Origin of the sequence: Devosia yakushimensis, assembly GCF_030159855.1 — a bacterium.
GTDB classification, from domain to species: domain Bacteria; phylum Pseudomonadota; class Alphaproteobacteria; order Rhizobiales; family Devosiaceae; genus Devosia; species Devosia yakushimensis.
The window spans coordinates 2,847,303-2,872,729 of record NZ_BSNG01000001.1 but is presented as its reverse complement, the minus strand read 5'-3'; the positions used below and the strand labels follow the sequence as shown (position 1 = coordinate 2,872,729).

The window sequence follows — 25,427 nt, the reverse complement described above, 5'->3', positions numbered from 1 at the left end:
TGCCGTCCTGTGGGTGTGGCGCTATCTCAGAAAATACACCGCGCTCCACCTCCCCCTTGATGGGGGAGGCCGGGAGGGGGTGATGGGAGCCACTATGTTTTTGACCAAACTCCTCAACCCCACCACCTACGCTTCCATCACCGCGGCCATCCTCGCCTTCGGCATTGATCGCGCCCACAAGGCCTTCCAGGTCTCGGCCGATTGTATCGCCATCGGCGCCGCGCCCTGCGTCGATATCTTCACCACCTATATCCCGGTCTCCATGACCAATTGGCGCGGTGGCGAAGTCGTCCGCGTCACCGATTTCTTCGATTATGTCCTGGTCTGGAATACCGGCATTTCCTATGGCCTGTTCGATAGCCTGCCGGTCTGGGGCCTGGGCGCCATCATGCTCGTGGCCATTGCGCTGCTTTCGGTCTGGTGGTGGCGCGCTGAACAGCGGCTGATCCGCATGGGCCTGGCCCTCTGTATCGGCGGCGCGCTCTCCAATGCGCTCGATCGCCTGCTTTATGGCGCTGTGGCCGATTTCTTCCATTTCCACTGGCAGGCCTATTCCTTCTACATCTTCAACCTTGCCGATATCGCCATCACCCTGGGCGTCATCCTGCTCATTGCCGACATGCTTGGCCTGGGTCGTTCGCGCCGCGTTGACGCCTGATTTCATTCCGCGAACACTTTACTGCCAGAATCTGGTCTTAGGCGGCAGGATGCTATATAAGCGCGGCCGAAATCGTGAAGGACGTTGCATGCGTATTGGATTGACCGGGCTCGCTGTCGCCCGCAAGGCCTCAATGGCGTCGCTGAGCCTGTTGCTTGCTGTCGCGCTGGCTGCCTGTACCACGGTGGAGGGCACTAATGCTCTCACCGATCCTGGTACTTTCGAGCGCGAGGTGATGAGTTCCACCGCCCGCGGCTTTGGTCTGATCCCCGGCGAAGCCCCCAAGGAAGAGCCTACCCAGGCCCGAGCCCCGCTGGTATTGCCGCGCAATGCCGAAAATCTGCCGGCCCCCACCACGGCCGTTGCCGTCGCCCAGCTGCCCGCCAATAGCGATGCGGTGCGGATCGACGCCTCCGGCCTCACCGAAGCCGATCTCGCCCGCCTGCGCAATGCCAAGGTCGTCGATCTGCGCTCCATGTCGGGCCGTCCGCTGACCGAAGCCGAAGCCAGGGCCCTCACCGCCCGCATGCAGGCCGCCAATATGGCGGTCGGCGTCAATGGCAAGCGCCCGCTCTATCTGCCGCCTGACGAATATTTCACCCGCGTCGGCAATGCCGACATGGTCTGCCGCAACCCGGCCGGCCAGATCGTTTCGCTCAGCGATCCGAGCTGCCCCGAGGAAATCCGCCGCGCCCTGCGCAGCACCGGTCCCACCGGCTCGGGTATGCTGGGCGGCGCCATCGATTCGGAAATCCGCGATATGAAGAAGGACTGATCGCCAGCCTTTCTGGCATCTTTCCCAGCGCCCCGCCCTGTGCGGGGCGTTCGTTTTGTGCGATGGGATTTCTCATTGCTCCACCAGCGCCGCCCTCCGGGGTCCCGCATGACATGAAGGCACCACGCCGATGACCGATTCTCCCGTCCCCCACGATACCGGCGACCGCCTCGCCAAGGTCATCGCCCGCTCCGGCCTCTGCTCGCGGCGTGACGCCGAAGCCTGGATCACCGCCGGCCGCGTCAGCGTCAACGGCAAGAAAGTGCTGACCCCGGCCTTCAACGTCACCTCGCGTGACAAGGTCATGGTCGATGGTGCCCCGCTGGCTGCCCGCCAGGGCACCCGCGTCTGGCTCTATCACAAGCCCGCGGGCCTGGTGGTCACCGAGAAGGACCCCGAAGGCCGCCCCACCGTCTTCGAGGCGCTCGAGGAACACGGCCTGCCGCGTGTCGTCTCGGTCGGCCGCCTCGATATCAATACCGAGGGCCTGCTGCTGGTCACCAATGATGGCGGCCTCAAGCGCGTCCTCGAATTGCCCGCCACCGGCTGGCTGCGCCGCTATCGCGTGCGCGCCCATGGCACGGTCACCCAGGCCGCGCTCGACCGCCTCAAGGACGGCATCGAGATCGACGGCATCAAATATGGCGCCATCGAAGCCACGCTCGAGCGCGAGCAGGGCTCCAATGTGTGGATCGTCATGGCTTTGCGCGAAGGCAAGAACCGCGAAGTCAAGAACGTGCTCGGCGCCCTCGGTCTTGAGGTCAACCGCCTGATCCGCGTTTCCTACGGTCCCTTCCAGCTTGGCGATATCCCCGTCGGCGCCATCGAAACCGTCAAGGCCAAGACCCTGCGCGACCAGCTCGGCAAAAAACTGGCCGATGCCGCCGATGTCGATTTCGACAGCGAAATGCCCGAAATCAGCCAGCTCACCGGCAAGCCGACCCGTGATCGCCTCACCGGCCGCGGCACCAATACCGTCGAAATCGCCCAGCAGCGCTTCCGCTTCACCGATCACGCTGAAAAGACCGAAGAGGAAATCCGCGCCGAGCGTCCCCGCCAGGATCGCCCCGGCCGATTCGACAGCCGCAAGCCGGCCGCCAGACGCGTCGATCCGCGTGCAGACGAAGAGATGGCGCCACCCCGCCGCATCCATTTCGAAGAGGATGGCCGCGCCCCCGAGGATTTCGTCGCCAAGCGTGGTGGCGGCAAGCCCGCCTGGCGCGATCCAGACGATCAATCTGCCCGCACCTTCGGCAAGCGTCCCGAGCGTCCTGCCAAGCCGGCCGGCGACAAGAAATCCTTCGGTGACAAGAAGCCCCGCGCCGACAAAAAGTCCTTTGGCGACAAACCGGCCTTTGGCAAGCCCCGCCGCGAGGGTGAGGATCGCCCCAAGCGCGGCTTTAGCGAGCGTCCCGCCCGCGCCGGCGGCTTTGCCGAGCGCAGCGAGCGCCCCAAGCGCGATTTCGGTGATCGTCCGCCCCGTCGCGACGATGCCGGCGCGCCCCAGCGCGGCTTTGCCGAGCGTCCCCGTGGTCCCCGCCCCGAAGGCGGTCGCCCTCCGCAGGATCGTGCCTTCACCGGCACCCCGCGCGGCCCTCGCCGCAATGATGCGGCGGCTGGTGAACGCCCGCCGCGCAGCTTCGCGCCGCGCACCCGTCCCGATAGCGAACGCGGCGAGGGCGCAGCCTTCACCGGCGCGCCCAAGCGTCCCGGCCGCAATTTCTCGGAAAAGCCGCGCTCCATGCGCCCCGACGCCGATCGCGCCCCCCGTCCTGCCCGTGCCCCCCGTCCCGGCCGCGACAATCTAGGTTCGGAGGCTAAGACCTACGGCAAGCCAAAGACCCGCGCCGATGGCAAGCCCCATCCCAAGCGCGACGGCGCCGCACCCTCGCGCGGCCCACGCCCCGGCGGCCCCAAATCCGGCGCGCCACGCTCAGGCGCACCAAAGTCCGGTGCCCGCCCCACCGGTCCGCGCCGTCCCAAGGCCTGACGACAACCACCACATCATTCCCGCGAAAGCGGGAATGATGTGGTGCAATAAATAACCCGGAATAAAGGGAGCCAGCCCATGCGCATCGTCGCCGGCAAATTTCGTGGCAAGCAGCTGACCTCGCCCTCCGACGAGTCCATCCGCCCCACCGCCGACCGCGTCCGCGAGAGCATGTTCAACATCCTCGCCAGCCGCCTCGGCCCGGTCTTTGACGGCATCCGCGTACTCGACCTCTTCGCCGGCACCGGCGCGCTGGGCCTCGAAGCCCTCTCCCGTGGCGCCGCCCATGTCACCTTCGTCGACACTGGCGCGGAAGCCCGCGGCATCATCCGCGATCACATCGAAGCCTTCGGGGCAGGGGGCATTACCAAACTGCTGCGCCGCGACGCCACCGCTCTGGGCACACCAGGCACTTTCGGCCAGTTCAACCTGGTCTTTCTCGACCCGCCCTATAACAAGAGCCTGGGCGAACAGGCCCTCACCGGCCTCCGCGCCAACGGCTGGCTCGCCCCCGGCGCCACCATCGTCCTCGAAGACAGCATCGACGCCAATATCGACCTCCCCGCCGGTTTCACCCTGCAAGACCGCCGCGAATACGGCGCCGCCGCCGTGCATTTTCTGAGCGTGGAATAGCCCACCGGCTTCCCTCACCCCTTGAGGGAGAGGGACAGATTTTCTGCGTTCAGCAGAAAATCAGGGTGAGGGGTTCTGCGCCCTCCTATGCCAGAAACACGGAAAGACACCCCTCATCCCAACCGAATTCGCAAATGCGAATTCGGTGACCCTTAGGACACCTTCTCCCTCAAGGGGCGAAGGGCAGTGAGCCCCTAAGCCGCCACCGCGCATTCCGCACAGCGCCCACGAATCTCCATCGTGGTCCGCTCGACCTTGAAGCCCTTGTGCCCGGCCCAATCGCCCAGCCGCTCCTCGATCACCGCATCGGCGAATTCATCCACCTTCCCGCAGCCCTCGCAGATGGCAAAGGCAATCAGCCCCTTGCGATGGCAATGCTCATCGGCACAAGCCACAAACGCATTGAGCGATTCCAGACGGTGGGCCAGCCCGCGCTCCACCAGTTTGTCCAGCGCCCGATAGACCTGCAGCGGCGCCCGCAAGCCATCGCCGCGCAGCTTGTCCAGAATATCATAGGCGCTGAGCGGGCCTGCCGAATGGTTGAGCGTGCCCAGAACCAGCCCCTGATTGCGCGTCAGATCGCTGGGAACTTCGTGACTATGCGCCATGAACCGGTCTCCTGCCGAACAATCGCCCGGCGGGAACCGCCAGCGACACTGCAAATACTATCAAAGCCATCACTACAATCGAAGGGCCCGAAGCGGTATCCCAGGTTTTTGAGCCATAAAGCCCGCCGATCACGGCCACCGCGCCCAGCCCGGCCGCCACGGCGGCCATCTGCTCGGGTGTCGCGCTCAGCCGCCGCGCCGTCGCCGCGGGGATAATCAGCAGCGAGGTGATCAGCAACACCCCCACCAGCTTCATGGCAATGGCGATCACGCTGGCCATCAAAATCATCAATACCAGCCGGCTCACCTCGGGCCGCAGCCCCTCGGCCTCCGCCAGTTCCGGGCTTACCGTCGAAGCCAGCAGCGGCCGCCATCCCAGAATGAGAATGGCCAGGATCGCGATTCCGCCGCCATAGATGACGGCGATGTCCTCCACCGACACGGCCAGGATATCCCCGAACAGGAACCCCATCAGGTCGATCCGCACCGTGGTCAAAAAGCCCACCAGCACCAGCCCCACGGCCAGCGTCGAATGGCTCAATATCCCCAGCAGCGCATCGGTCGACAGCGTTGCCTGCCGCTGTAGAATGATCAGCGCTCCCGCCACAAATGCCGCCACCGCAAACACGCCCAGCGTCATATTGAGCGACAGGATAATCGACAGCGCCACCCCCAACAGCGCCGAATGCGCCATCGTATCCCCAAAATAAGCCATCCGCCGCCACACGACGAAGCAGCCCAGCGGCCCGGTGACGAGCGCCAGGCCAACACCGGCAATCAGCGCGCGAGAGAAGAAGTCACCAAACATCGAAGTTTTCTCCCGTGCACTGGGGCCAGCCGTCCCCCTCCCCAACCCTCCCCACAAGGGGGAGGGTGCTGGATGGAGTTTTGCGCAACATTACGTCCCAACCACAGAGCGGCACCTCCCCCTTGATGGGGGAGGTTGGGAGGGGGTGTGGGCTAGCCCCGACGCCAATCGTCAAGTCACCCATGCCGATGCCCCTCATGCTCATGCTGGTGCCCATGCTCATCCGCCCCCACCACGCACCCATCGTCATGGTGCTCATGATCATGATGATGCTCATAGATCGCCAGCGTCTGCGCCGCTCGCTCGCCGAACAGTTTCAGATATTCCGGGCTCCGCTTCACCGTCGAAGGCGTACCGGTGCAGCACATATGCCCATTGAGGCAGATCACCGTATCGGTCTCAGCCATCACCACATGCAGATCGTGCGAAATCATCAAAATGCCGCTCTGCGTACTATCGCGGATCGATCGCACCAGCTCGTACAGCGCCACTTCGCCCGAAAAATCCACGCCCTGCACCGGCTCGTCCAGCACCAACAGGTCTGGCTTGCGGATCATCGCGCGGGCAAACAGCACCCGCTGGAATTCCCCGCCCGATAGCTCCTGCACAGCGGCCTTGCGCAGCCTTGTCGCCCCCACGGCCTCCAGCGCCGCATCGATCTCGCTTGCGCTGTGCCGCCCCGTCAGCGTCATCAGCCGCTCCACATTGAGCGGCATGGTCCAGTCAATGCTCAGCTTTTGCGGCACATAGCCGATCCGAATGCCCGGCCGCCGCGTCACGCTGCCCTCGGTCGGCCTGTAGACGCCGGTCACCATCTTGGCCGTGGTCGATTTCCCCGAACCGTTCGGCCCGATCAGCGTCACGATCTCGCCCCGCCGCAGCGTCAGGTCCACCCCGCGCACCAGGCTCCGATGCCCCCGGGTGACCCCGGCCCCCCGCAAGGTCACCAGCGTTTCTTTCTCAGCCAAAGCATCCATAAATCTATCAGCTCCATTCCTCCCCTCCCGCTTGAGGGGCTTCGCGCCGTCCCGTAGGGCCAATCGCTCCAGTGGAGCGATTGGAGGTAAGAAGGCCATGAGAGCTATGCTCGAATGGCAGCTGGGTGGGGGTGCTGCGTTCGGAAGACAGCGCCAAAATCACCCCTTGACGCCCTTCTTTACGTTATAGCATAACATCGCCACAAGCGTAATAACATTACATATTGCTTCGTCTCTCCCGTTCAAGAGGTCTTCCTCCAAATGAAACGTCTCGCCCCCTTCGCCCTGCTGTCCGCCCTGTTTCTGACCACCACCGCCTATGCGGCGCCCAATGTCGTGGCCTCGATCAAGCCGGTGCATTCCCTGGTCGCGGCGGTCATGGCCGGCGTTGGCGAGCCGACGCTGATCGTAAAGGGTGCAGCTTCCCCCCATACCTATGCCCTGCGCCCTTCTGACGCCCGCGCGCTCGAATCTGCCGATATCGTCTTCTGGACCGGCCATGGCATGGAACTCTTCCTGGCCGATGCCCTCGATACCCTGGCCCCCAATGCCGAAATCGTCGAGCTCGCCGAAGCGCCGGGCATTACCCTCCTGCCGGTGCGCGAAGGCGGCGCCTTCGAGCCCCATTCCCATGAAGGGGAGGGGGAAGATCACGACCATGACCATGAAGGCCACGATCACGATCATGAACATGACGCCGGTGACATGCATTTCTGGCTCGACCCGGAAAATGCCAAGCTGATGGTCACCGAGATCGCCGCCACGCTCGCCAAGGCCGATCCCGAAAACGCCGCCGCCTACCAGGCCAATGCCGCCACCGAAATCGTCGCTCTCGACGCCCTGGAAACCGAGATCGCTGCCGATCTGGCCCCCGTGCGCGACAAGCCCTTCATCGTCTTCCACGATGCCTATCAGTATTTCGAGGCCCGTTTCGGGCTTAGCCTGGCCGGCTCCATCACCGTCACGCCCGATGTCATGCCCGGCGCCGCGCGCATCGGCGAACTCAAGGCCAAGGTCGCCGAACTGGGCGCCACCTGCGTCTTTGCCGAGCCCAATTTCGAGCCCACCATCATCAAGGCCATCACTGAAGGCAGTTCAGCAAAATCGGGCGTCCTCGACCCCGAAGGCGGCGCTCTGACCGAAGGCGCGGACCTCTACCCAACCCTGCTGCGCGGCCTTGCCACCTCACTGGTCGACTGCTTGAAATAGGGGGATACCCCCCTCCTAACCTCCCCCTGATAGGGGGAGGGACCGCCTTGGTTAGAACTAGATTCCCACCCCAAGAGTGGAGAGATCCCTCCCCCTATCAGGGGGAGGCCAGGAGGGGGTACCCCGATGCCCGAACCCTATTTGATCGGCCCCTTGAAAATAAAAAACGCCCCCAGCGCGATCATTCCAAACCCGATCCCATGGTTCAGCGTCAGCTTCTCGCCGAAATAGAATACGGTGAACACCGCGAACACCGAGAGCGAGATCACTTCCTGAATGGTCTTGAGTTCGGACGGGCTATAGACCGCTTCCCCGATCCGATTGGCCGGCACCGCCAGCCAATATTCGAAAAACGCGATCCCCCAGCTGATCATCACCGCCATCCACAGCGCCGATGTCGGCCATTTCAAATGCCCATACCAGGCAAAGGTCATGAAGATATTGGACGCCAGCAGCAGCCCGATCGGAGCAAGGGTGGCAAAGTTGAAGCCCAAGGCTTCCTCCTGAAAACAGAACAGCCCGCACTTCTATCACCGCCACAGCACGTTTGAACCCTCTGGAGGTCGTGCCTCTACCGCAAATGCTTGGTCGGCTGCTCCAGCCCGAAAATATCGTCGGTCAGGCTATCGATCCGCTCCCGGATCAGGCCCTGCGCATCATAAAGCCCGCGGTTGTAGAAATAGGCGCCCATCTTGTCGACGAAGAACATCATCAGCATCTCAGCCGGAATGGCGCCGATCTGCTGGTCCAGCTCCTCGCGGAAATAATCCTGGATTTCGCCCACGATGGCCTTGGTTTCCTCGCGGCTGAATTTGATCGGCTTCATCTTTTCCTCCGAAATGTCTTGGGCAAAAGCTCTACCGCGAGTCGCTCCCCGCGCTGTCCGCCAAATTAGGCGCCGGCGGCCCATCCCCGCCTTGACCCCGATGCCCATTTCCCAGCAAGCGCGTTGCGGTCGGCCCGATTTAGTGGCAAACCAGTCCCCGTGTTGGTTCCCCGCGTCCGTTGTGGCAAGGGGATCAAAAGGGAACACGGTGCGACGTACCCATCAGGGCGCAAAACCGTGGCTGCCCCCGCAACTGTAAGCGGTGCATTCCCCTCTCATGCCACTGGCGAAAGCCGGGAAGGCGAGGGGAGTGGCTATCACTGCGAGCCAGGAGACCTGCCGGCACCTTGGAATGTCCAAGTATGAGCCGGGCGAAGAGCCCAATCTATTCCGCGCACGGAGGGTGCCGCCATGAATACTACGACCAATACCAATACTGCCGTTTCGAGCGGCCTCTCGTCTCTCTCGCTGTCCCAGCGGCTTGTTGCTGGCGCCCTGGCGCTGCTGCTGGGCTTGACCCTGCTGGTGGGCACCGGCTTTGCCGGCGATTACCGCCTGCACAATGGCGCCCACGACACCCGCCACGCCATGGGCTTCCCCTGCCACTGAGGTGGTAGTCAAAGAGAGAACCGAAAAATGATCCGCAATCTGTTCGCCGCTGCGCTTTTCGCAGCGCTGGCCGCTGGCCTATTGACCGCCGCCATCCAGCATTTCCGCGTCACCCCGCTGATCCTCCACGCCGAAACCTTCGAGGGCGAAGGCGGCCACAGCCACGCCGAAGGCACCGCCGAACACAGCCACGATGACGCCGCCGCCACCACCGAGGCCGAGCCCGAGGAATGGGCCCCGCAGGACGGCTTCGAGCGCACTGCCTATACGACCCTTGCCACGGTCCTCGCCGCTGCCGGGTTTGCCCTGGTCATCGGCGCGGTTTCCATGTTCGCCAATATCCCCATTACCTTTGCCAATGGCCTGCTCTGGGGCGCTGCCGGCTTCATCGCCTTCTCGCTCGCCCCCGCCTATGGCCTGGCGCCCGAACTGCCCGGCATGCCCGCCGCCGAGGTTTTTCCGCGCCAGCTCTGGTGGGCCGGCACGGCCCTGGCCACCGGCGGCGCCTTGCTGCTGCTCGCCAAGACCCGCGCCAGCTGGGCCATTGCCCTGGCCGTGGCGCTGATCGTTATTCCCCACATTATCGGCGCACCCGTCGCTCCCGATGAGCCCAGTGCCGTTCCTGCCCATCTCGCTACCGAATTTGCCGCCGTCACGCTAGGCACCTCGGCGGTGTTCTGGGCGCTGCTCGGCGCCATTTTCGGCCGCCTCAACGACCTCTTCGCCGCCCGTTCCGCCACCACCCCTTTGGGAGCCACCGCATGACCGAAAAGATCCCCACCACCGTCATCACTGGCTTTCTCGGCGCCGGTAAAACCACGCTTGTCCGGCACCTGCTGGCCCATGCGCCCAAGGGCAAACGCATCGCGCTGATCATCAATGAATTTGGCGATCTGGGCGTCGACAAGGACATCCTGGCCGGCTGCGGCGACGAAACCTGCCGCGAAGAAGATATGGTCGAACTCTCCAATGGCTGCATCTGCTGCACCGTGGCCGATGAATTCATCCCCACCATGCAGGCGCTGCTGGCGCGCCCGGAAAAGTTCGATCACATCATCATCGAAACCTCCGGCCTGGCTTTGCCCCAGCCCCTGATCCGCGCTTTCAACTGGCCCGAGATCAAGGCCCAGGTCACCGTCGATGGCGTGGTCACCGTGGCCGATGCCGCCGCTCTCGCCGAAGGCCGCTTCGCCGCCGATGAAGCGGCCATTAATCGCCTGCGCGAAGCCGATGAAATGCTCGATCACGAAACGCCCCTGGGCGAGCTTTTCGAAGATCAGCTTTCGGCCGCCGACATGGTCGTCATCAACAAGACCGACCTGGTCGATGCCGCGACGCTTGCCAATGTCGAAGCCAATCTGCGTGCCGAAATGCGCCCCGGCACGGGCCTCATCCGCGCCCATAACGGCCATGTCGATATCGCGGCCCTGCTCGGCCTTGGCCTCGGTTCGGAAGCCGATATCGCCAATCGCCCCAGCCATCACGAGCTGGAGCATGGTGGCGAGACCCACGAGCATGACGATTTCGACAGCTTCTCGTTGCGCCTGCCCGCCATCACCGGCAAGGATGAGCTGCTTGCCACCATTGAGGCCACCATCCGCGAGCATGACGTGCTCCGCCTCAAGGGCTTTGCCGCCGTTCCGGGCGCTGCCGCGCGCCTCGCCATCCAGGCAGTCGGTCCTCGCGTCACCGCCTATTTCGACCGCCCCTGGAAAGATGGTGAAGCCCGCGAGACCGCCCTCGTCGTCATCGGCGAAAGCCCCCTCGACCACGCCGCGATCACCAAAAGCCTTGAGCGCGCCATGGCCGCCGCGGCCTGATAAGGTTCGCACCTCCCGTTTCGGCTTCCCCTGGGCGGTCGAAACGGGATCAAAACCGGAGGACCGAACGTGACGGCGCCCGCAGACAGCAAGACCACGCCAACAGGCAAGGACACGCCGCGGCAAGCGGTGGCTCGTTTCGCTTTCACTGTGCTCTTTGGCCCGCTGATCGGCACGCTCGGCGTCATCGCGGCATTGATGCTTCCGGCCATGTTCTCCGACCCCCCATCCTTGCGCCAGCTGGCCGAAATCCTGATCTTCGGCTGGATGATCGGCGTCATTCCCGCCGCGCTGGCCGCCCTGATCATGGTTCCGCTGACACCGTACCGACAGGGTCTGGGCCTCACCATCGTGCTGACCCTGCTCGCTGGAGCGCTGGCCAGCCTCGCCGGCATAGTCGTCTACACTACATTGACGCAGTCACCGTCTTTGCTGGTCACCCTGCTGGCGCTGGCCATCCCCGCCGGCGCCGTCAGTCTCACGCTTTCCACCCTGGTATTCGACCGCGTCGTGTGGCGCCGGGCCAGCGCCGCCTGATGCACCTGCTTTCCGCCCAGGCCGGCGCGATCCAGCAGGAAGGCGAAGCCATCGATCTTGGCCAGCGTTCCGGGGCCCTGGTCTTTGCCTCCTCCGCCGATAGCGAACTGGCCATGCTCGCCGCCGCTGCCGACCGGGCAGGGGAGAATGAGCTGCGCCTCGCCAATATTCTGCGCCTCAGCCACAATCTCTCGGTCGATCTCTGGCTCGAGAACACAGTCGCCCATGCCCGCCTCGTCGTCCTCCGCCTCATCGGCGGTGCGGCCTATTTCCAATATGGCGTCGACGAACTCACCGCCCTCTGCGCCAACCGCCGCATCCCCCTCGCCCTCATCCCCGGCGATTCCAATCCCGACCCCATCCTACAATCCCGCTCCACCATCCACCCCGAAGACTGGACCCGCCTCCACACCCTCTTCACCGCCGGCGGCCCGGATAATGCCGATACGATCCTGAAGGCGTTCAAACTCCTGGCAACTCCCGGCCTTCCTTCTCCCCTCGTGGGAGAAGGTGCCCGAAGGGCGGATGAGGGGGCCTTCGCCCCAGTCCTATCGCAACCACCGGCCCGTTCCCTCCCCCTTGAGGGGAGGGCTAGGGTGGGGGTGTCGGAGGCTCCGCAAGCTCAAAGGCTGAGTGCCCTCCAACCCACCCCCTTCCCCCGCTTCGGCCTCTGGCACCCAACCACCGGCATCACCAACGAAGCCAACCTGCGCACGATCCACGCCCACACGCCAACCCATCCCTCCCCCTATCAGGGGGAGGCTAGGAGGGGGTACTCCGATGCCAGGGCCCACATCCCCATCCTCTTCTACCGCGCCGCCCTCGAAGGCGCCGGCACCGCCACCATCGCGGCCCTCATCGCCGAGCTGGAACGGCAAAACCTCGCCCCGGTCCCCCTGCTGGTCTCCTCTCTCAAGGAAGGCCCCTGCATCCGCTTCGTGCAAAACGCCCTCGCCGCCTTCCCACCCTCCGCCATCCTCAACCTCACGGGCTTCTCCCTTGGCATCGATAGCCTCGACGCCAAAGCCAATCCCTTTTCCGGCACTGACGCCCCCGTCATACAATTGATCCAGTCCGGCCGCCCCGAAGCCCAATGGCTGGCCGACAGCCAGGGCCTCAGCTCCAAGGACATGGCCATGTTCCTCGTCATGCCCGAAGTCGACGGCCGCATCGGCGGCCTCATCGTCGGGCACAAGGCCGACGCCGTCTGGCACGAGCGCTGCCAAGTCCCCCTCTCCGCCTATGCCCCCGACCCCTCCGGCATCACCCGCGCGGTAACCCTGGCCGCCAACTGGTCCCGCCTCCGCACCACTCCGCGCGCGCAACGAAAAGTCGCAATCGTCCTCGCCAACTACCCCATCCGCGACGGCCGCCTTGCCAACGGCGTGGGCTATGACGCCCCGCAATCAACAGTCGAAATTTTGCGCGCGCTGGAGGGGGCCGGTTACAACGCCACGACCCCCACCCCCGGCCCCTCCCCTCAAGGGGGAGGGGAGGACATACCGATGGCTTTTGCCAATGCGCGAAAGGCACAAGGTAAGAGCGTGGCGCGGGCGCGATCGCTTCGTGCCGACCAAGCAATACCGGAACGGGTCCTCTGGCCGCTTCTGAAGATGTTTCAAAAGAGCGGCGTCAAATTTCGTCGGCAGGTTCCCATCGGCGCCTATGTCGCCGACTTTGCCTGCCACCACCCCAAGCTCGTCATTGAACTCGATGGCGATACCCACGCCACTCCGGACGCATTGCAGCACGACGAAAGGCGCACGGCCTTTCTCAATAATGCTGGCTACCGCGTTCTGCGCTTCACCAATGGCGATCTGGCCACGAACCAGGACGGCATCTGGCAGCTCATCGCTGCCACACTCGATGACCTCTCGGCGCCATCCCTCCCCTCCCCCTTGAGGGGAGGGGCCGGGGGAGGGGGTCTCTCAGTCAGCACCCTCACCTCCGCCGACCTCATCACCGCCCTACAATCCGGCCCCACCAACGCCAACCCCGCCCGCGGCACCTCCCCCGCCACGCTATCCCTTGCCCGCTACGCAGAACTGTTCGCCAATCTGCACGAGGACATCCGCAACGCCGTCACCACCCGCTGGGGCGACCCCGCCACCGACCCCTTCGTCCGCGACGCCACCTTCCACCTCCCCGCCCTCATCCACGGCAACATCGCCATCCTCCTCCAGCCCGCCCGCGGCTACCACCTGGACGAAACCGCCAGCTATCACGACCCAGCGCTCGTCCCGCCCCACGCCTACCTCGCCGCCTATCTCTGGCTGCGCCACGAATTTGGCGCCCATGCCCTGATCCACAATGGCAAGCACGGCACGCTCGAATGGCTCCCCGGCAAGGCGACCGCGCTCGATGCCGCCAGTTACCCCGACGCGCTCTGGGGCCAGCTGCCCCATCTCTATCCCTTCATCGTCAACGATCCCGGCGAGGGCACCCAGGCCAAGCGGCGCACCGGCGCCGTCATCATTGATCACCTCGTGCCCCCGCTCACTCGCGCGGAAACCTATGGTCCCCTCAAGGACCTCGAAGCCCTGCTTGATGAATATTACGCCGCCTCGGGCATGGATCGCCGGCGCCTCGCCGATCTGCGCCGCCGCATTCTCGATTTCACCCGCGATAGCCGGCTCGATCGCGATATCGGCCTGCCCGAAGACGAAACCGAAGCCCTGATCAAGATCGACAACTTTCTCTGCGATCTCAAGGAGGCCCAGATCCGCGATGGCCTGCACGTCTTCGGCCAATCCCCCCAGGGCGATCTCGCCCGCGACCTCACCGTAGCTCTTGCCAGAGTACCGCGCGGCGACGCCCCCGGGGATAACTCATTGATCCGCGCTCTGGCCGACGATCTCAAGCTCGGCTTTGATCCCCTGACCGCACGACTGGGTGACCCCTGGCGCGGTCCGGACGTATTTGCGCAATTCGCTGCGCTCAATGCTAACAGTCTGTTAGCACCCAGGCACCTTGGTGACGTGGTTGAGGCATTGGAAGCTATCGCTTCCGCGCTGGTGGAGAAGAAACTTATCCCCGCCCCCGATTGGTTCGCGACCCGATCCGTCCTCGCCACCATCGAAACCATTATCCAACCGCGCCTTGCCGCCTCCGGCCCTGCTGAAATGGCGGCCCTGCTGGATGGCCTCGATGGCAAATTCGTTCGTTCGGGCCCCTCCGGTGCGCCCTCGCGCGGCCGGCTCGACGTGCTGCCCACGGGCCGCAACTTCTACTCCGTCGATAGCCGCGCAATCCCCACGCCAACCGCCTGGGAACTCGGAAAAAAATCCGCCGAAAGCCTTATTCTGCGGCACTTTCAGGACCATGGCACCTATCTGCAATCGCTCGCCCTCTCGGTCTGGGGCACTGCCAATATGCGCACCGGCGGCGACGACATCGCCCAGGCCCTGGCACTGATCGGCGCCAAGCCCGTCTGGGACCCGTCGTCCCTCCGCGTCTCCGGCTACGAGATCATCCCGCTGGCCAGGCTCGGCCGCCCCCGCGTCGATGTAACCCTGCGTATATCAGGCTTTTTCCGCGACGCCTTCCCGGCCCAGATCGCCCTCTTCGACCGCGCCGCCCGCGCCATCGGCGCGCTGGACGAGCCAACCGAAGACAATCCCATAGCCGCCCGCATGCGCGCCGACGCCTTGGGACTGATGACCCAAGGCCAGTCCGAAGCCGAAGCCGGTCTCGCCGCCGGCCACCGGATTTTCGGTTCGAAACCAGGCACTTACGGCGCCGGCCTCAATGCCCTTGTGGATTCCGGCTCCTGGTCCACCCGGGCCGATCTCGCCAAGGCTGCCCTCGATTGGGGACAATACGCCTATGGCGCCCAGGCCGCCGGCATCCCCGAGCGCGCCCGCTTCGCCGCCCGCCTCGCCAGCGTCGACGCTATTGTCCACAACCAGGACAATCGCGAGCACGACCTGCTCGACAGCGACAATTACTACCAGTTCGAAGGTGGCCTGTCCGCCGCCGCCGAGTCTCTGTCGGGCCAGAAACCGGCCGCCTATCACAACGACCATTCCCGCCCCGAACGCCCGCTGATCCGTACCCTTGAAGAAGAAATCAGCCATGTCATGCGCTCCCGCGTGGTCAATCCGAAATGGATCGCCGGGGTCATGCGCCACGGCTATCGCGGCGCCTTCGAAATCATCGCCACGGTCGATTTCATGCTGGCCTTCGCCGCCACCACCGGCGCGGTCAAGACCCATCACTTCGATCTGGCCTTCGAAGCCTTCATCGAGGACAGCGCGCTTCGCGACTTTATCCGCACCAGCAACCGCTACGGCTATGATGAGCTGATTGCCAAGTTCAACGAGGCCCGCCAGCGCGGCTTGTGGACCCCACGTTCCAACTCGGCCTATGGTCTGCTCGAGGGGAACAATGAATAACACCATCATCTATCTGATCGGCCATTACGGCGTCGGCAAACTCACCATCGCCAAGGCGATTTGCGCCGCGACCGACGCACGGCTATTCGACAACCATCTGGTCAACAACGTTATCTTCTCGCTGCTTCGCACCGATGGAAAAACGCCTCTGCCAGAGCGCGTCTGGGAAATGATCGACGTCATTCGTGGCCAGGCGCTGCTGGCAATCGAAGAGCTTGCGCCACGCGACGCCAGCTATGTGCTGACTAATTGCCTGCTCGAGAGCGACCCCATGGATCGGCTCATATTCGACAAGGTTGCCGGCACGGCCGAGCGCCGTGGCAGCATCTTCGTCCCGGTCTTCTTGCGGGCTTCCGATGCGGCCCATGCCGAGCGCATTCCCTCGCCCGAGCGCGCCGCCTATCTAAAGCAGACTGACGCTGAAGGCGCTGAACAGAAGCGCAATGCCCACGAAATTCTGCGCGTAGATCACCCCAACCGGCTCGATCTCGACACCACCCATTTGCCGCCCGCCGAAGCGGCTCGTCTCATCATCGAACACGCGGAGCGCCTTGCATGATTGATAAGCCCGTCAAAAAGACCGACCTGATGAGCGAGGCTGAACGCAACGCCTATCATGCTGAAAAGATGAAGAAAAAGCAGGAGGCGCGGAACAAGATCCTCGCCACCAAGACCGAGGAACGCGGCCTGCTCATCGTTCACACCGGCAAGGGCAAGGGCAAATCCACCGCCGCCTTCGGCATGGTGTTCCGCGCCATCGGTCACGGCATGAAAGTGGGCGTCGTGCAATTCGTCAAAGGCGCCTGGGACACTGGCGAGCGCGATGTGCTGCTGAAATTCCCCGACCTGGTCACCATCAATGCCATGGGCGAGGGCTTCACCTGGGATGTGCAGGATCGCGAGCGCGACCTCGCCGCCGCCCGCGCCGCCTGGGAGCAAGCCAAGCTGCTGATCGCCGACCCAGCCTACAAGCTGGTCCTGCTCGACGAGCTCAATATCTGCCTGCGCTACGACTATCTGCCGCTCGACGAGGTGGTCGCCTTCCTCAAGGACAAGCCGGCCGATAAGCACGTCATCGTCACCGGCCGCAACGCCAAGGACGAGGTGATCGAAATCGCCGATCTGGTGACGGAAATGACCGAAATCAAACACCACTTCCGCGCCGGCGTGAAAGCGCAGGCGGGCATAGAGTTTTAGGACTATCTCCCGGAGACCCCACCTCACCACAATGTCATTCCCGCGAAAGCGGGAACCTCTGTTTGTCGCACCTAGAGAAGAAAACGGAGGTTCCCGCTTTCGCGGGAATGACATTGCGAATAGGGGACGAACGAGGAGCTCCTAACACCCGTCGGCACGGAATCCCTTCACCAGCCGCTCCACCTTCGGCTTCATATCCGCCGCCTGGGCCGCTGAATACTGTACGGTCATGGCCGCATAGCTGCTGCCGTCACACAATTGGATCATGCGCGTATAGAACATGCGCTGCCCCATCACGCCCGAGAAACTGGCCCAGCGCGGCGTCACCGCCTGATAGGCAATGTTCCAGCCATCGCGTTCCGCATAGCCCATGCGCGAGGCCACTTCCGCCTCGAAATTCTCGTCCATGATATTGGCGCCCCAGAAGCTGAGCACCTGGGCCTTGCCGGCATTGTCGAAAATCTGCCCGTCGCCATTGTCGCTTTCGCCATAGCCGGAAAAGCCTGCGGGGATTTCGCTGGTATAGCCGAAGCGGGCATTGTCATAGCGCCCCCAGCCCAATTCCTGGGCGGCTGCCGGAACGGCAATAAGGGCAAGCAAAACAATCAGAATTCGCATGTGATGACTTCTTTCGCACGTGATGGGCAAGAGACCCGATCACATTAGACGACCACGATGCCATTATGCTTGGCTTTTTCCTCGGGCTCGACATGGATTGTGATCATCACATCCTCCACCGCCTCGCGCAGCTTGGCCTCGATCCCATCGCAAATGGCATGAGCCGCCTCCACACTCATCACGCCGGGCACCACCAGGTGAAAGTCGATAAAGGTCATCTTGCCGGCCTGCCGCGTGCGAATGTCATGGGCTTCGATAGCGCCCTCGGCATTGCCGGCAATCACCTCGCGGATCAGCTTTTGCGTCTCCGGCGGCACGGCCACGTCCATCAGCCCGCCAATGCTGTCGCGGATCACGCCCCAGCCAGACCACAGGATGTTGAGCGCTACCAGCCCCGCCAGGATCGAATCGAGCGGCGCAAACCCGGTGAGGAACACCAGCACCAGCCCGATCAGCACGCCGATGGTCGAAATGACATCGGTCATCAGATGTTTGCCATCGGCTTCCAGGGCCGGCGAGCGCACCTTGCGGCTATAGCGGATAAGCGAGAAGGCCCAGACCAGGTTGATCGCGGTCGCTGCCGCGCTGATTGCCAGCCCCTCGACTGGCGCACCGGGCATTTCCGGCGCCATTAGCCCGAAATAGGCCTCCCGCACGATGAGGATAGCAGCCACGATGATCATCACGCCCACCAGCACGGCGGAGAAATACTCCACCTTGTGGTAGCCATAGGGCAGGGCAGCGTCGGCCGGCTTCTGGGCCAGCCGCACCGCCGCCAGCGCCGCAATCGCGGTCACCACATTGACGATGGATTCCAGGGCATCCGAATAGAGCGCGACCGAACCGGTCATCCGCCAGGCCAGCAGCTTCAGCCCGAGCACGACCAGCCCAATGACAAGGCTCGCCACGGCAACCGCCAGCGTTCTTTTGTTGGTCATGCCTCTGCTCTGCTACTCGCGCCGCGCCCGAACGACGGCTGGGTTCTGCACATAACTCCGCTGGCAATGAGGCGCAACCCATTGTTTTTGCAAATCATTTTCAGAAGCATTCCGATGTGTCGACGATCCCGGCCAAGCCATTGATTGACCACACGCTTCCCCCGTCCTAGAACCGGATAAGCGCAGCGTTCCCGATAAGGAACTGAAACAGAGTCTGGTGCGGTCGACCCAAATCGGGGACCAATTCCAGAGCTGCTCCGGTTTGAGCGAACCTCTTGAGCTTAAAGAGGCGATTATGACGATTGGCACCGAAGGGCCGCAGCAGCACTCCATCGTGGCCGGCATTGGCTGCGGCAGCGCTGCAACGGCCATCGAAATCGTCACGCTGCTCGAGGCCTGCCTGCTCGAAGCCGGGCTTTCGCGCTCGGCACTCCTGGCCATCGCTTCTCACAATCGCAAGCGCGACATGCCGCCGCTTTACGCCGCAGCCGCGCATTTCGGCGTGCCATTGCGCCTGCTCGACGATACCTCGCTCGCCCACACGGCCCCCAGCCCCTCCGCCCGGGTAGCGGCTGCGATCGGCCTGCCGTCAATCGCTGAAGCGGTCGCGGCGGCCGCCGGCCGGCTGCTGCTCGGCAAGCGGAAATCTGCACACGCCACCTGCGCCCTCGCCAGTTGCGCTCCCCAATTCGATGTTGCCCGGTTCGGCAACGCCGCGCCTTACCCCAGTTCCAGCGCGGCAATGGCCTCTTCCACGCTGCTCACCTCCAGCGCCGGGCCATAGGCGGGGCGGGCGATCATGATCACCTTTACTCCCAGCCGCTGCGCCGCTTCGAGCTTGGCCGAGGTCTGCGCACCCCCCGAATTCTTGGTGACCAGATGAGTTATCCCCTCGCGCTCCATCAGCGCCATCTCGTCGATCAGCCCATAAGGCGGCCGCGATTGCAGCAGGCTGGCATGCCGCGGCAGCGCCATGGCGGGCGCCTCGATGGTGCGCACCACGAACCGGCAGTCATCGCGCTCCAAAAACTTGTCGAGCCCGGTATGGCCGGTGGTCAGCAGCACATCGGCATTGTGGGGCAGGGCGGCCGCCGCCTCGGCTGCCGTTTCCACGGTCAGCCAGTTGGCGCCCGGCTTCTGCTCCCAGGCCGGCCGCATATAACGCACCAGCGCAATGCCGGTGGCCTGCGCCGCGGCAACGGCATTTATCGACATCAGCCCCGCATAGGGGTGTGTCGCATCCACCAGTCGCTCTATGCCCGCTGCGCGCAAATAGGCGCACAGGCCCGGTATGCCGCCAAATTTACCCATGCGAATATCGCCCCGGGGCAATTTGGGGTCTTGCGTTCGCCCGGCCAGGGAGGTGATGACGGCATGCCCCATCGCCACCAGCCGCTCGGCCAGCTCCCGCGCTTCCGCCGTTCCTCCCAGGATCAGGATTTTCATAGTCTTTTGTTTGTCCCAACGCTTCCGCCCCACTCTGCCCATTTCGCCCGCCGGGCTCAAGCGCTTGTCCTGCCTTCAAGGGGAAGGGGACACGCATTGCCCGCGCCACCGCAAACGACGGGTTGCCTTCATGTTTGACTGGATCAGGCGTCCCAATCGCCGGGGCCATTTCGCTGCGCTCGACCACGCCGATTTCCCCCCGTTGGAACCTGGCACGGTCTGGCTCGTCGGCGCGGGTCCCGGCGGGCCCGGCCTCGTCTCGCTATTGGGTTATCACGGCCTCGGCCAGGCCGATGTGGTGGTTCATGATGCCTTGGTCTCCGATGCCCTGCTGGCCATGGCGCCGCGCCGCGCGCAACGGATTTTCGCCGGCAAGCGCGGCGGCCGGCCTTCGCCGAAACAGGCCGATATTTCGCTGCAACTCATCGACCTCGCCAAGGCCGGCAAACGCGTCCTCCGCCTCAAGGGGGGAGACCCCTTCATGTTCGGCCGCGGTGGCGAAGAGGCCGGCGCTCTGGCTCGGGCCGGCGTGCGATTCCGCATCGTGCCCGGCATTTCCTCGGGCCTGGGCGGGCTGGCTTATGCCGGCATTCCCGTCACCCATCGCGACACCAACCACGCCGTCGTCTTCCTCACCGGCCACGACGATACCGGCGCCGTGCCACAAGGCGTCGATTGGAACGCCATCGCCAATGCCGCCCCGGTCATCGTCATGTATATGGCCGTCAAGCATCTGGGCTCCATCGCCGAAAAACTCATCGCCGCGGGACGGCCTGCCGATGACAGCCTGACCATCGTCTCCCACGTCGCCACGCCCCGGCAATCCGCCATTGCCACCACGCTGGGCAAAGCGCCTTCCTTGGCCGACATCCCCACCCCCGCCATCGTCGTGCTCGGGCCCGTGGGCGCCTATAGCCAGACACTCGATTGGTATGTGCAAGGCGCCCGGAACCATGTCTTTGGCTAAGGGGCTCGTCATCGCCGCGCCGCGCTCCGGGTCGGGCAAGACCGTGGTCACCCTCGGCCTGCTCGCCGCCCTGCGCCGTCAGGGTGTGGTGGTCGCGCCTGCCAAGACCGGTCCTGATTATATCGACCCCGCCTTTCTTGGCCGCGCGGCCCTGCGCGATGCCGTCAATCTCGATCCATGGTCGATGCGCCCCGCACGCCTCAAGCATCTCGCCTCGGTGCAGGCGACAGGGGCTGAATTGCTGCTGGTTGAAGGCGTCATGGGTCTGTTCGACGCCGCAGCCGATGGCTTTGGCTCCACTGGCGATCTCGCCCAATTGCTGGATTTGCCCGTTATCCTCGTCGTCGATGCCGATCGGCAAAGCCAATCGATAGCGCCATTGGTCGCCGGCTTTGCCAATTGGCGCCTCGGCGTCCGTATTGGTGGCGTTATCCTCAATCGCGTCGCTTCCATGAAGCACGAGCGCATGCTGGTTGGCGCTCTGGCTGCCACTGGCATTCCCTGCCTCGGCGCCATTCCGCGCAATCCGGCTTTGGCCGTGCCCGAGCGCCACCTTGGCCTCGTGCTGCCCGGCGAGGTCCAGGCCTTCGAGACGTTTCTCGATGCGGCCGCCGAGGCGGTCGGCAATTATGTCGATCTCGCTCGCCTGCGGGCCCTGGCCGCCCCCTTGCCCGAGGCCGCCGCATCCACCCCATCGCTGCCGCCACTGGGCCAGCGCATTGCTATTGCCCGCGATGCGGCTTTTGCCTTCCTCTATCCCCATCTGCTCGATGGCTGGCGGGCCATGGGCGCCGAACTGAGTTTCTTTTCCCCCCTGGTCGATGAGGCGCCTCGCGCCGATGCCGATGCGGTCTTCCTGCCCGGCGGCTATCCTGAGCTGCATGGGCCGGCCCTGGCCGCGGCCGATAGATTTAAGGCGGGCCTCACCGCCGCGCGCGACCGCAATGCCCTGATCTATGGGGAATGCGGGGGCTTCATGGTGCTGGGCGAGGCACTGGTGGACAAGGCCGGCCACAGCCATGCCATGGCCGGCCTGCTGCCGCTCACCACCCGCATCGACCGCCCCAAACGCACCCTGGGTTATCGCCGCCTGGCCCAGGCCGGCGATCTGCCCTGGCCCAACCGGCTCAATGGCCACGAATTTCACTATTCCTCGGCCAAACAATCGCGGATGACGCCGCTTTTCGCGGCCGCCGATGCCAATGGTGAAACCCTGCCACCCATGGGCGCCGTCATTGGCCGTGTCATGGGGTCTTACGCCCACGTCATCGATGCGGCATAAGCCTGCAATGGCCAAGTCACTGATGTTCATGGGTACGGGGTCCGATGTCGGCAAGTCGCTGCTGGTGGCGGGACTGTGCCGCTTGCTGGCCAATCGCGGCCTGCGCGTTGCTCCGTTCAAGCCGCAGAACATGTCCAACAATGCCGCCGTCACCGCCGATGGCGGCGAAATCGGCCGGGCGCAGGCGCTGCAGGCGCGCGCCGCGCGGCGTGACCCTATCACGGCGATGAACCCGGTTCTGCTCAAGCCCGAGCAGGAAACCGGCTCGCAGGTTGTCGTGCGGGGCCAGCGCCGGGCCTCGATGTCCGCCCGTGCCTATTGGGCCGAGCGCGGTAAGCTGATGCCCGAGGTCCTGGAGGCCTTCCATGAGCTGGCAGCCGATAGCGACTATATCATCGTCGAAGGCGCCGGCAGCGCCTCCGAGGTCAATCTGCGGGCCAATGACATCGCCAATTTCGGTTTTGCCCAGGCCGCCGAACTGCCGGTCGTGCTGATCGGCGATATCCACCGCGGCGGCGTCATCGCCTCCATCGTCGGCACTTTTGCGGTGATCGGAGAGGCCGATGCCGGACTGATCCGCGCCACTTTGGTCAATAAATTCCAGGGCGATCCTTCCCTGTTTGCCGCAGGGATCGGCTTCATCGCCCAGCATACCGGTGTGCCTTGTTTCGGGCCCGTCCCGTGGTTTTCCGATGCCGCCAAGCTGCCGGCGGAAGATGTGTTGGCGCTCGAAAACTATGCATCTGGAGGCTCGGGCGGCTTCACCATTGCCGTGCCGCGCCTGCCGCGCATTGCTAATTTCGATGATCTTGATCCGCTCCGCGCCGAGCCGGGTGTCAATCTCGTATTGGTCGAACCCGGCCAACCCATTCCCCGCAATGCCGATCTGGTCATTCTGCCCGGTTCCAAGGCCACGCGCAGCGATCTCGCTGCTTTGCGGGCCAATGGCTGGGATATCGACCTTCTGGCGCATCACCGCGCCGGTGGCCGCATCCTGGGCATTTGCGGCGGCTACCAGATGCTGGGCAGGACCATTGCTGACCCTGAGGGTATCGAGGGCGAGCCGGGAACCAGCGCGGGATTGGGACTGCTCGACGTGGAAACCGTACTGGAGCCGGTCAAGCAATTGCGGGTCGAGGCGGCCGTTCATGCCGCGTCCAACCTGCCGATCAGTGGCTATCACATGCATATGGGCGTCACCGAAGGCCCTGATCGTCAGCAGCCTTTCGCCAGGATTTCCAAGGCCTTGGAAGGAGCGGTCAGCGCCGATGGACTGGTGGCCGGCACCTATCTGCACGGCCTCTTCGCCGCCGATGGCTTCCGCCGCGCTTTCCTCGGTAATGCAGCCAGTCCCGACCTCTCCTATGAGACCGGCGTCGAGCAGGCGCTTGACGATCTGGCGGCCCATCTCCAAACCCATCTCGATATCGATGCGCTGCTTGCGCTGGCCGAACCTGTGAGCCTTGCCTGATGTATGCCCTGATCCCGCCTCTGGCCCTGTTGGCCGAACGTGTCCTCGGCTATCCGCAGCTTTTGACCGGGCGGATCGGGCATCCGGTCATGTGGTTTGGCTGGCTGATTTCCTATATGGAACAACGCACTAATACGCCGGTGCGCAGCGCCCGGCAGCGCAAGCTGGCGGGGATCGTGTCGCTGGCTTTGCTGCTGATCGTGGTGCTGGTTGTGGCTGTCGTTGTGCAACGCCTGGTGCGGTCGCTGCCGCTGGGCTGGCTGCTCGAAGTATTGCTGGCGACGCCGTTTCTGGCCCAGAAGGAATTGGGCCGCGCTGTCGAGGCCGTGGGCGATGCGCTGGGAACCTCGCTGGCAGCAGGACGCGAGGCGGTCAGCCATATCGTTGGGCGCGACCCGCAAACCCTTGACGAAGCTGGCGTTTCTCGCGCGGCAATCGAGACCCTGGCGGAAAGTACCTCCGATGGCGTGGTGGCACCCTGGTTCTGGCTGGTGCTGCTCGGCCTGCCCGGCATCGTGCTCTACAAGGCCATCAACACGCCCGATTCCATGATCGGGCATCTCAATGACCGCTACCGCGATTATGGCTGGGCGGCGGCGCGGCTCGATGACCTTGTCAATCTTATCCCCGCCCGGCTTTCGGCGGTTTTGGTGACCATTGCCTGTTTCTTTATCCCCGATGCCAGCCCGTCCCGGGCCTGGGGCGCCGCGATGCGCGATGCGCGCGGGCATAAGTCACCCAATTCAGGCTGGCCGGAAGCCGCCTTTGCCGGTGCGTTGGGAATTTCCCTTGGTGGACCAAGGCATTACGATGGTGAGATGGTCGACCTGCCGATGATGGGCAAGGGGGATAGAAACCTCGGGCGCTATCACATCGCCCGTGCTGTCAGCCTTTATCATATGGTGCTCACCGTGCTGCTGGTTGTTAGCACACTGTTAGCACTGGCAATCGCATTGGGCGGCTGAGGGTAATAGAACTCGAATTTTATGCGCGGGGTAGCCTCACGCCTCGTGAATATGCGTCGGTGTCTGTTCGGGCGGCTGGCCCTTGAGCGTCATCGGCAGGCCCGCAGCGACGAAATAGACGTCGTCGCAGATTTCGGCGAGGCGCTGATGGGCGGCGCCGGCAAGATCGCGGAAGGTGCGGGCCATGGCATTGTCGGGCACGATGCCCAGCCCCACCTCGTTGCTGACCAGGATGATCTTGGCTTTCTTGAGCTGGATCAGCGTGGCGCCCAATTCGCTGACCGCGCTCGAGACATCCTCATTGGCCAGCAAAAGATTGGTGATCCATAGCGTCAGGCAATCGACCAGGATCACATCGTGGCTGGACGAGGCCTTGATCAGGGCATCGGAAAGCTTGAGCGGCTCCTCTATGGTGGCAAAGCGCTCGCCACGTACCGCCTTGTGACTGGCGACGCGGTCACGCATTTCGGCGTCCAGCGCCTCGGCTGTCGCCAGATAGGCAGGCTTGGCCCCGTTATGGAGCGCCAACCGCTCGGCAAAGCCGGTTTTGCCCGAGCGAGCGCCACCCAGCACCAATACATGTCTCGTCATCCTGGCTCCTCTCCGGGGCATCCGCCAACCCCGTTCAGAAAACACAAAGCACTGGCGCCCAAGGGGTTGCGCACTTCCTGCAATCAGGCCATGCCAACCCTGCATAGG

General features: G+C 64.1%; 26 protein-coding genes and 1 riboswitch. Of the genes, 17 read left to right on the top strand and 9 right to left on the bottom strand.

The genetic code is table 11. The features are described from left to right. Positions 1 to 94 precede the first annotated feature (94 nt). The 4 genes from lspA to rsmD all read left to right on the top strand — a co-directional run bounded on the left by lspA (position 95) and on the right by rsmD (position 4,056). Complete coding sequence (gene lspA, locus QQL79_RS13925; protein WP_284391806.1) at positions 95 to 658, top strand: signal peptidase II; 564 nt, start codon at positions 95 to 97, stop codon at positions 656 to 658. Positions 659 to 746: 88 nt separating this feature from the next. Next, positions 747 to 1,433 (top strand): hypothetical protein, encoded by a 687-nt coding sequence (locus QQL79_RS13920; protein WP_284391805.1) that lies wholly within the window; start codon positions 747 to 749, stop codon positions 1,431 to 1,433. A 130-nt stretch (positions 1,434 to 1,563) separates the two neighbouring features. Next, complete coding sequence (locus QQL79_RS13915) at positions 1,564 to 3,423, top strand: pseudouridine synthase (RefSeq protein ID WP_284391803.1); 1,860 nt, start codon at positions 1,564 to 1,566, stop codon at positions 3,421 to 3,423. Between the two features lie 51 nt (positions 3,424 to 3,474). Further along, positions 3,475 to 4,056, top strand: a complete 582-nt coding sequence (gene rsmD / locus QQL79_RS13910; protein ID WP_284392888.1) for a 16S rRNA (guanine(966)-N(2))-methyltransferase RsmD — start codon at positions 3,475 to 3,477, stop codon at positions 4,054 to 4,056. A 194-nt stretch (positions 4,057 to 4,250) separates the two neighbouring features. On the opposite strand, the gene QQL79_RS13905 is transcribed toward rsmD, so the two are convergent. The 3 genes from QQL79_RS13905 to QQL79_RS13895 form a co-directional block, all read right to left on the bottom strand. After that, entirely contained in the window at positions 4,251 to 4,664 is a 414-nt protein-coding gene (locus tag QQL79_RS13905) for a Fur family transcriptional regulator (RefSeq protein WP_284391801.1), read from the bottom strand. Next, positions 4,654 to 5,472: a metal ABC transporter permease gene (locus QQL79_RS13900; RefSeq protein WP_284391799.1), complete on the bottom strand. Its 819-nt coding sequence runs from the start codon at positions 5,470 to 5,472 to the stop codon at positions 4,654 to 4,656. Before QQL79_RS13900 ends, QQL79_RS13905 begins: the two co-directional genes overlap by 11 nt. Before the next feature lie 176 nt (positions 5,473 to 5,648). Then, positions 5,649 to 6,449 (bottom strand): ATP-binding cassette domain-containing protein, encoded by an 801-nt coding sequence (locus tag QQL79_RS13895; RefSeq protein WP_284391798.1) that lies wholly within the window; start codon positions 6,447 to 6,449, stop codon positions 5,649 to 5,651. 261 nt (positions 6,450 to 6,710) lie between these two features. Between QQL79_RS13895 and znuA the strand changes: the two genes are divergently transcribed. Beyond that, the gene (gene znuA, locus QQL79_RS13890; RefSeq protein ID WP_284391797.1) at positions 6,711 to 7,658 is read left to right on the top strand and encodes a zinc ABC transporter substrate-binding protein ZnuA; all 948 of its coding nucleotides are present in this window, start codon (positions 6,711 to 6,713) and stop codon (positions 7,656 to 7,658) included. A gap of 137 nt (positions 7,659 to 7,795) precedes the next feature. Here znuA and QQL79_RS13885 read toward each other — a convergent pair whose 3' ends face one another. Together QQL79_RS13885 and QQL79_RS13880 are read right to left on the bottom strand one after the other, a co-directional pair. Then, the gene (locus tag QQL79_RS13885) at positions 7,796 to 8,152 is read right to left on the bottom strand and encodes a DMT family protein (protein ID WP_284391796.1); all 357 of its coding nucleotides are present in this window, start codon (positions 8,150 to 8,152) and stop codon (positions 7,796 to 7,798) included. A gap of 77 nt (positions 8,153 to 8,229) precedes the next feature. Next, on the bottom strand, positions 8,230 to 8,484 hold the full coding sequence (locus QQL79_RS13880; protein WP_284391795.1) for a DUF2164 domain-containing protein: 255 nt from the start codon (positions 8,482 to 8,484) through the stop codon (positions 8,230 to 8,232). Between the two features lie 146 nt (positions 8,485 to 8,630). Further along, positions 8,631 to 8,842: riboswitch (cobalamin riboswitch) on the top strand. A gap of 53 nt (positions 8,843 to 8,895) precedes the next feature. Between QQL79_RS13880 and QQL79_RS13875 the strand changes: the two genes are divergently transcribed. From QQL79_RS13875 to cobO, 7 genes are all read left to right on the top strand, one after another. Then, positions 8,896 to 9,093 carry a CbtB domain-containing protein gene (locus QQL79_RS13875; RefSeq protein ID WP_284391794.1) on the top strand — a complete coding sequence of 66 codons (198 nt, stop codon included), beginning with the start codon at positions 8,896 to 8,898 and terminating at the stop codon, positions 9,091 to 9,093. A gap of 27 nt (positions 9,094 to 9,120) precedes the next feature. Next, positions 9,121 to 9,858, top strand: coding sequence for a CbtA family protein (locus QQL79_RS13870; protein WP_284391792.1), 738 nt, complete (start codon positions 9,121 to 9,123; stop codon positions 9,856 to 9,858). Then, entirely contained in the window at positions 9,855 to 10,913 is a 1,059-nt protein-coding gene (gene cobW, locus QQL79_RS13865; RefSeq protein WP_284391790.1) for a cobalamin biosynthesis protein CobW, read from the top strand. The genes QQL79_RS13870 and cobW overlap by 4 nt, the downstream gene beginning before the upstream one ends. Positions 10,914 to 10,982: 69 nt before the next feature. Continuing rightward, positions 10,983 to 11,450, top strand: coding sequence for a hypothetical protein (locus tag QQL79_RS13860; RefSeq protein WP_284391789.1), 468 nt, complete (start codon positions 10,983 to 10,985; stop codon positions 11,448 to 11,450). Then, complete coding sequence (gene cobN, locus QQL79_RS13855) at positions 11,450 to 15,844, top strand: cobaltochelatase subunit CobN (protein WP_284391787.1); 4,395 nt, start codon at positions 11,450 to 11,452, stop codon at positions 15,842 to 15,844. Before QQL79_RS13860 ends, cobN begins: the two co-directional genes overlap by 1 nt. Further along, entirely contained in the window at positions 15,837 to 16,403 is a 567-nt protein-coding gene (locus tag QQL79_RS13850; protein WP_284391785.1) for a hypothetical protein, read from the top strand. The genes cobN and QQL79_RS13850 overlap by 8 nt, the downstream gene beginning before the upstream one ends. 29 nt (positions 16,404 to 16,432) lie before the next feature. After that, on the top strand, positions 16,433 to 17,041 hold the full coding sequence (gene cobO / locus QQL79_RS13845; RefSeq protein WP_370461253.1) for a cob(I)yrinic acid a,c-diamide adenosyltransferase: 609 nt from the start codon (positions 16,433 to 16,435) through the stop codon (positions 17,039 to 17,041). A 141-nt stretch (positions 17,042 to 17,182) separates the two neighbouring features. Here cobO and QQL79_RS13840 read toward each other — a convergent pair whose 3' ends face one another. Further along, a complete protein-coding gene (locus tag QQL79_RS13840; RefSeq protein WP_284391781.1) occupies positions 17,183 to 17,659 on the bottom strand; it encodes a hypothetical protein in 477 nt (158 codons plus the stop codon). Positions 17,660 to 17,703: 44 nt separating this feature from the next. Further along, positions 17,704 to 18,597 (bottom strand): cation diffusion facilitator family transporter, encoded by an 894-nt coding sequence (locus QQL79_RS13835; RefSeq protein ID WP_284391780.1) that lies wholly within the window; start codon positions 18,595 to 18,597, stop codon positions 17,704 to 17,706. Positions 18,598 to 18,892: 295 nt separating this feature from the next. Between QQL79_RS13835 and QQL79_RS13830 the strand changes: the two genes are divergently transcribed. After that, the gene (locus QQL79_RS13830) at positions 18,893 to 19,381 is read left to right on the top strand and encodes a cobalamin biosynthesis protein (protein WP_284391779.1); all 489 of its coding nucleotides are present in this window, start codon (positions 18,893 to 18,895) and stop codon (positions 19,379 to 19,381) included. Here the strand turns inward: QQL79_RS13830 and QQL79_RS13825 are convergent. Continuing rightward, on the bottom strand, positions 19,318 to 20,043 hold the full coding sequence (locus QQL79_RS13825) for a cobalt-precorrin-6A reductase (RefSeq protein WP_284391778.1): 726 nt from the start codon (positions 20,041 to 20,043) through the stop codon (positions 19,318 to 19,320). The two genes, QQL79_RS13830 and QQL79_RS13825, sit on opposite strands and share 64 nt — an antisense overlap. A 130-nt stretch (positions 20,044 to 20,173) precedes the next feature. Between QQL79_RS13825 and cobA the strand changes: the two genes are divergently transcribed. Genes cobA through cbiB form a run of 4 tightly spaced genes read left to right on the top strand, consistent with a single transcriptional unit; the run spans position 20,174 to position 24,728 of the window. Then, on the top strand, positions 20,174 to 21,010 hold the full coding sequence (gene cobA / locus QQL79_RS13820; RefSeq protein WP_284391777.1) for a uroporphyrinogen-III C-methyltransferase: 837 nt from the start codon (positions 20,174 to 20,176) through the stop codon (positions 21,008 to 21,010). Further along, positions 20,997 to 22,292, top strand: a complete 1,296-nt coding sequence (locus tag QQL79_RS13815) for a cobyrinic acid a,c-diamide synthase CobB (RefSeq protein WP_284391776.1) — start codon at positions 20,997 to 20,999, stop codon at positions 22,290 to 22,292. Before cobA ends, QQL79_RS13815 begins: the two co-directional genes overlap by 14 nt. A 7-nt stretch (positions 22,293 to 22,299) precedes the next feature. Then, positions 22,300 to 23,763, top strand: coding sequence for a cobyric acid synthase (locus QQL79_RS13810; protein WP_284391775.1), 1,464 nt, complete (start codon positions 22,300 to 22,302; stop codon positions 23,761 to 23,763). Next, entirely contained in the window at positions 23,763 to 24,728 is a 966-nt protein-coding gene (cbiB, locus tag QQL79_RS13805; RefSeq protein ID WP_284391774.1) for an adenosylcobinamide-phosphate synthase CbiB, read from the top strand. Before QQL79_RS13810 ends, cbiB begins: the two co-directional genes overlap by 1 nt. A 36-nt stretch (positions 24,729 to 24,764) precedes the next feature. Here the strand turns inward: cbiB and cobU are convergent, their stop codons facing one another. Next, positions 24,765 to 25,319 carry a bifunctional adenosylcobinamide kinase/adenosylcobinamide-phosphate guanylyltransferase gene (gene cobU, locus QQL79_RS13800; RefSeq protein ID WP_284391773.1) on the bottom strand — a complete coding sequence of 185 codons (555 nt, stop codon included), beginning with the start codon at positions 25,317 to 25,319 and terminating at the stop codon, positions 24,765 to 24,767. Between the last annotated feature and the right edge of the window lie 108 nt (positions 25,320 to 25,427).

Bases quoted from the DNA above. Each gene is read 5' to 3' on its own strand.
- lspA (WP_284391806.1), top strand. From the start codon at position 95: ATGTTTTTGACCAAACTCCTCAACCCCACCACCTACGCTTCCATCACC.
- QQL79_RS13920 (WP_284391805.1), top strand. From the start codon at position 747: ATGCGTATTGGATTGACCGGGCTCGCTGTCGCCCGCAAGGCCTCAATG.
- QQL79_RS13915 (WP_284391803.1), top strand. From the start codon at position 1,564: ATGACCGATTCTCCCGTCCCCCACGATACCGGCGACCGCCTCGCCAAG.
- QQL79_RS13905 (WP_284391801.1), bottom strand. From the start codon at position 4,664: ATGGCGCATAGTCACGAAGTTCCCAGCGATCTGACGCGCAATCAGGGG.
- QQL79_RS13900 (WP_284391799.1), bottom strand. From the start codon at position 5,472: ATGTTTGGTGACTTCTTCTCTCGCGCGCTGATTGCCGGTGTTGGCCTG.
- QQL79_RS13895 (WP_284391798.1), bottom strand. From the start codon at position 6,449: ATGGATGCTTTGGCTGAGAAAGAAACGCTGGTGACCTTGCGGGGGGCC.
- znuA (WP_284391797.1), top strand. From the start codon at position 6,711: ATGAAACGTCTCGCCCCCTTCGCCCTGCTGTCCGCCCTGTTTCTGACC.
- QQL79_RS13880 (WP_284391795.1), bottom strand. From the start codon at position 8,484: ATGAAGCCGATCAAATTCAGCCGCGAGGAAACCAAGGCCATCGTGGGC.
- QQL79_RS13875 (WP_284391794.1), top strand. From the start codon at position 8,896: ATGAATACTACGACCAATACCAATACTGCCGTTTCGAGCGGCCTCTCG.
- QQL79_RS13870 (WP_284391792.1), top strand. From the start codon at position 9,121: ATGATCCGCAATCTGTTCGCCGCTGCGCTTTTCGCAGCGCTGGCCGCT.
- cobW (WP_284391790.1), top strand. From the start codon at position 9,855: ATGACCGAAAAGATCCCCACCACCGTCATCACTGGCTTTCTCGGCGCC.
- cobN (WP_284391787.1), top strand. From the start codon at position 11,450: ATGCACCTGCTTTCCGCCCAGGCCGGCGCGATCCAGCAGGAAGGCGAA.
- QQL79_RS13850 (WP_284391785.1), top strand. From the start codon at position 15,837: ATGAATAACACCATCATCTATCTGATCGGCCATTACGGCGTCGGCAAA.
- cobO (WP_370461253.1), top strand. From the start codon at position 16,433: ATGAGCGAGGCTGAACGCAACGCCTATCATGCTGAAAAGATGAAGAAA.
- QQL79_RS13840 (WP_284391781.1), bottom strand. From the start codon at position 17,659: ATGCGAATTCTGATTGTTTTGCTTGCCCTTATTGCCGTTCCGGCAGCC.
- QQL79_RS13835 (WP_284391780.1), bottom strand. From the start codon at position 18,597: ATGACCAACAAAAGAACGCTGGCGGTTGCCGTGGCGAGCCTTGTCATT.
- QQL79_RS13830 (WP_284391779.1), top strand. From the start codon at position 18,893: ATGACGATTGGCACCGAAGGGCCGCAGCAGCACTCCATCGTGGCCGGC.
- QQL79_RS13825 (WP_284391778.1), bottom strand. From the start codon at position 20,043: ATGAAAATCCTGATCCTGGGAGGAACGGCGGAAGCGCGGGAGCTGGCC.
- cobA (WP_284391777.1), top strand. From the start codon at position 20,174: ATGTTTGACTGGATCAGGCGTCCCAATCGCCGGGGCCATTTCGCTGCG.
- QQL79_RS13815 (WP_284391776.1), top strand. From the start codon at position 20,997: ATGTCTTTGGCTAAGGGGCTCGTCATCGCCGCGCCGCGCTCCGGGTCG.
- QQL79_RS13810 (WP_284391775.1), top strand. From the start codon at position 22,300: ATGGCCAAGTCACTGATGTTCATGGGTACGGGGTCCGATGTCGGCAAG.
- cbiB (WP_284391774.1), top strand. From the start codon at position 23,763: ATGTATGCCCTGATCCCGCCTCTGGCCCTGTTGGCCGAACGTGTCCTC.
- cobU (WP_284391773.1), bottom strand. From the start codon at position 25,319: ATGACGAGACATGTATTGGTGCTGGGTGGCGCTCGCTCGGGCAAAACC.